This window comes from Acidobacteriota bacterium (assembly GCA_003225175.1).
GTDB lineage: Bacteria > Acidobacteriota > Terriglobia > Terriglobales > Acidobacteriaceae > Gp1-AA112.
Map to the genome: position 1 here is coordinate 1 of QIBA01000172.1, position 3,608 is coordinate 3,608.

The 3,608-nt window shown below is 36.5% G+C and carries 4 protein-coding genes; all 4 read right to left on the bottom strand.

Annotated features, from left to right (window positions below; all coding sequences use genetic code 11):
* Positions 1 to 602 (bottom strand): hypothetical protein (locus tag DMG62_24165; protein PYY19887.1); only part of this gene is annotated, 602 nt, incomplete at its 3' end.
* Between the two features lie 1,163 nt (positions 603 to 1,765).
* On the bottom strand, positions 1,766 to 2,143 hold the full coding sequence (locus tag DMG62_24170; protein PYY19888.1) for a hypothetical protein: 378 nt from the start codon (positions 2,141 to 2,143) through the stop codon (positions 1,766 to 1,768).
* Positions 2,144 to 2,831: 688 nt separating this feature from the next.
* Positions 2,832 to 3,170, bottom strand: coding sequence for a hypothetical protein (locus DMG62_24175; protein PYY19889.1), 339 nt, complete (start codon positions 3,168 to 3,170; stop codon positions 2,832 to 2,834).
* 33 nt (positions 3,171 to 3,203) lie between these two features.
* Positions 3,204 to 3,548 carry a hypothetical protein gene (locus DMG62_24180; protein PYY19890.1) on the bottom strand — a complete coding sequence of 115 codons (345 nt, stop codon included), beginning with the start codon at positions 3,546 to 3,548 and terminating at the stop codon, positions 3,204 to 3,206.
* Positions 3,549 to 3,608: the final 60 nt, after the last annotated feature.

Genomic DNA, 3,608 nt, shown 5'->3' on the forward strand with positions numbered 1-3,608 from the left:
TGAGCCATAAATGCAGAGGTAAGGTTAGCGTAATTAAGGGTTAACTGTTGAAGTTGTTGAGTTAAAGCATTAATCTCGTCTTCTTTCTTAGTTTCATCCTTTTCCTTTCCTTTGAATGAACCTGAAGTAGGAGTTTCTTCACTTTTAATGGACGATAGATTAAATCCAGCTTCTATTTTTCTGGCGACTTCTATTGCTTCTGCAGTAGTTGCAGGGTCTTTCATAGAAACAAAAGGAATAAGAGTATGTCTTAATCCATGCAGAAACATCCTTTTCTTTTGGGCTTCCTGAGTAACATCTGCCCTTTTAGCCAATTTAATGAACTTGGTGGCGTAGGTATCTACAGATTCTTCTTCTTTCTGCTTTAGCATCATTAATTCGTGGAACCAATCGTTCCTTCTCTGTTCAGTTAGCAATTGAAGCTCAAATTGCCTTGTAAAATTATCTTCACCATTTTCGCCTATTGCCCAATGTACTCCTATATCAGCCTTTTTACCTTCAAACCATTCTGCAGCTTCTCCTCTAAGATATCCAGATGCTATAGCTACTCTTCTATTGTCTTTCCATTGATTTGTGGTAATAGCCCTATTAAAAGCGACCAACTAAGTTACAGGGTCTTCTGTTTTCTTTCCATAAAATGGCTCAACTTTCAATACGTTTCCTTCAAGTCTGACGTTTTCTCCTGTGGTACCAAAGATACCATTGAACAGGGCGGTCATTTCAGCTCCTGTAGCCATGGTGATTGATGGATTTGGATTTACTGGTGGTGGTGTAACTAGGGGTGGAGTATTAACTCGTGGTGGAGTGTTAACTGGTGATGAAGTTGGAGTATAAACTGGTGATGTAGGATTGCTAACAGATGTGAGACTGGGATAAAGATACCTTCGGCGAGCTTGGTTTAGTAGTTGTGTTGTAACAGGGTTTCTGTACCCATTTGTTGCAATAAATAATCTGTGAAAGTAAAAACTAAGTTCGACAATAGGGGTATCTAGATTTGTAAAGCGAATGCTTTGCAACAGAAAAATAGTTAGTTGTGCAAGGTCTGTCAGAGTGGTATCCGGGGTAGTTATAAGAGTACTAAAAGATTCAAAAGCAGATTTAGTATATCCGTTAGACTTGTTAGCTCCGTGCTCTCGACTTATCCAGGTCCAAAAAGTGGTGAACTGGTTAGATACTGTAGGTGGATTGGGGTAACAAACTGAGCAATAACAAGCCCTATTATGGCTTTCTCGATTAATTAGTCTGGCTTGATGATCTCTTGAGTGTTGACGTCTTTCAGCTGCGGTAGTATTGTAAAACCTCTGTGGCATATATCGTTCAGTTATTATCTTCGCCTATCAATGAGGCCTGGCAGGAATCACCAATTGTAACGAGGTGGATCGTTATTATTTACTTAGCTACAGGGATTATCTCAATATGTAGTAAGTTTGACACGCAATACGCAACACACGACACGTTTGTGGTTAAGATAAGTTTATTAATAACACGACTAATCACTAGCCCAGTTAATATTCTCTATTAACTATTCAATTCAACTCTAAGGCTTGAGACTAGGAAAATACAGGACATATATATAATAAAAATATAATAACATAAATATAACTAATAATATAAAATGTATAAATAAAATATAAACTATTAATACAATAAATAGAAGATCTACGTTAAATACTATTAATTCTATTAATACTATTTATTCTATTATTCCTATTATTTATGGCACAGTAGGAAAATCTGTAGATCTATAGCGTAACAAGTTCCTCCCCTAATCTTTGAGCTCCTGCGAGAACCGCGCACTTGCTTCGTTCATTGCCGTGTTCGCAAGATCGTTTACTTCTTTCCTTTTTAAGGTACGGAAGAGTGTTACTTTAACTTCTTTGGTTCTACTAATTTGTTCAACACCAAGAGGTTCAAATATGGAGAATATTCTTAGACAACAGTCCTGGTAGTAAGCAGTCAACCTATGACTAGCCAAAGATCTTTCAGCAGGAGTGATAGGCCTACATTCTAATGCCTGACCGATATAGTAAGCAATGGTGAGAGATATTAATCTATCTTTTCTTTTTAGCATTCGCACGAGATACTGAGACATGCGAGTGATGTTATCGTCTAAACTTCTGCTCTCTTGGTAGGGATTGGGCATAACAGTGGGCGAAACTGGATCTGTTTCCATTAATTCAGTGATTATTGTATTAACAATAGGGTTAAGAGAGGTATAATAAGACATAAATAAATAAACAAAAAAAAAATATATATAATAATAAACTAAAAGAAATGAAGCTGTGTGAAATGGAACTTTATAATTAAAGAAATGTTTGGGGTGGACATTCGGAGGGTGAAAGTATGAAAAGGGAGGGATAGGTCAATATTTGTCCTTCTATAGTACAAAGTTTGTAAGCACCATTAGGTAGTACTTGATGTATGTAATAAGGCCCTTTCCATTTTGGGTTGAGTTTTCCTGAATGTGATTGATCTAGTGCGACTTTGAAATATAAAACTTTGTCACCAATCTGAAAATCATGCGGTGTCCTCAACTTCTTATCATGGAAATTTTTCTGTTTTATCTGTGCATGAAAAATGGTATCACGTGCTTTGGATCGTATATGTGGTACATCATTAATTAAGGCGTACAGTCGATCATTTTCATTCAAAGGATTGGCGGCTTCTGTTTCATCTATTGGTAATCTTGCTGATCGCCCATAAACTAGGAAAAATGGCTCAATTTTTGTTGTGGAATGTTTGGTTGTGCGGTAAGCAAATAATGTTAGTGCAATAAAGAGATCCCAATCGTTGGTTTTAGTGCTCATCTTTGCAAGGGATTCACATAAAGTTCAGTTGAATCTTTCAACTAGTCCATTGGTCTGAGGATGATAGGGCGTTGAAAGTAAATGATTAATGTTAAATTTTTCTAACAATCTTTTGATCATGTTGTTGTTAAAGTGTGTCCCTCGATCACTTAGGATAATTTGTGGGCATCCATGCTGACAAATGATTTGTTCATAAATAAACTCAGCAACTTTTTCCGCAGTAGCTTCAGAAATCGCACGTGCTTCAGGCCATTTTGTTAAGTAATCCATAGCAACTACGATGTACTTTTTGTTTCGTTGTGTACGTGGTAAAGGTCCTACGATATCGATACCTATTTGGTAAAAAGCACTATGAACGGAAATAGGACGTAATACATTGTTCTTTTTGTTGCGCCCTCATTTTTGACAGGTGTCACAAGAGGTGACATATTTTCTAATATCTTCGTAGTATTGAGGCCAATAGTATCGAGTTTTGATTTTATTTGCCATAGCATCAACTGCAAAATGTCCAGCAGTTGGGTCGTTGTGCATCATGTATAGAAGAGCTGAAAGTTCCTCCTCTTTTATCACTCGAAGCAATTTCTTGGAGTTTGTTCGGTCCAGTTTGTAGAGAAAGTTATTTTGTATCTTGTAGTAATTTGCTTGTTTTTCAAGTTGACGTTTTTGTTGTGAAGAAAGGTTGTTAGGGAGTTCTTTGTTTGAAAGGTAATTATATATGTTAGAGTAGTGTTGAGATTCCATTTTAGGCTGCTTATCACGTTGTAAGCACTTAGGCTTTCACCAAAAATGTTAAATGTTATT

What these genes read in the sequence shown, in the direction of transcription:
- DMG62_24170 (PYY19888.1), bottom strand. Translation starts at nt 2,143, where the DNA reads ATGCCCAATCCCTACCAAGAGAGCAGAAGTTTAGACGATAACATCACT.
- DMG62_24180 (PYY19890.1), bottom strand. Translation starts at nt 3,548, where the DNA reads ATGGAATCTCAACACTACTCTAACATATATAATTACCTTTCAAACAAA.